Below are 201 nucleotides of genomic sequence, written 5' to 3'. Positions count from 1 at the left end.
CTGGTCCAAACATGTGGCCATTCGGCCAGCTGGGATTGGTGGACTTTCATGACAACTGATTCAAAGAGTTTTTCCGCTTTGCCGCAAATTCAATTGACTGGAAGAAAAAGCTTCGAAGCATATGACCAAGAAGACATATGTACCAGCTCCAGCCATATTCCAAGTGACTGGAGACAAAAGATGAAGTGACCTTCGGAGCTG

The 201-nt window shown here is 45.8% G+C and carries 1 protein-coding gene; it reads left to right on the top strand.

Going from position 1 to position 201, the window contains the following annotated elements; all coding sequences use genetic code 11:
- A partial coding sequence (locus JEM65_RS22635; RefSeq protein WP_233530808.1) for a hypothetical protein occupies positions 1-189 on the top strand: 189 nt, incomplete at its 5' end.
- Positions 190-201 lie beyond the last annotated feature (12 nt).

Source organism: Gelidibacter salicanalis (genome assembly GCF_016469035.1).
GTDB classification, from domain to species: domain Bacteria; phylum Bacteroidota; class Bacteroidia; order Flavobacteriales; family Flavobacteriaceae; genus Gelidibacter; species Gelidibacter salicanalis_A.
The sequence above is the reverse complement of the archived record's forward strand: the minus strand, read 5'-3'. Positions and strand labels throughout refer to the sequence as shown.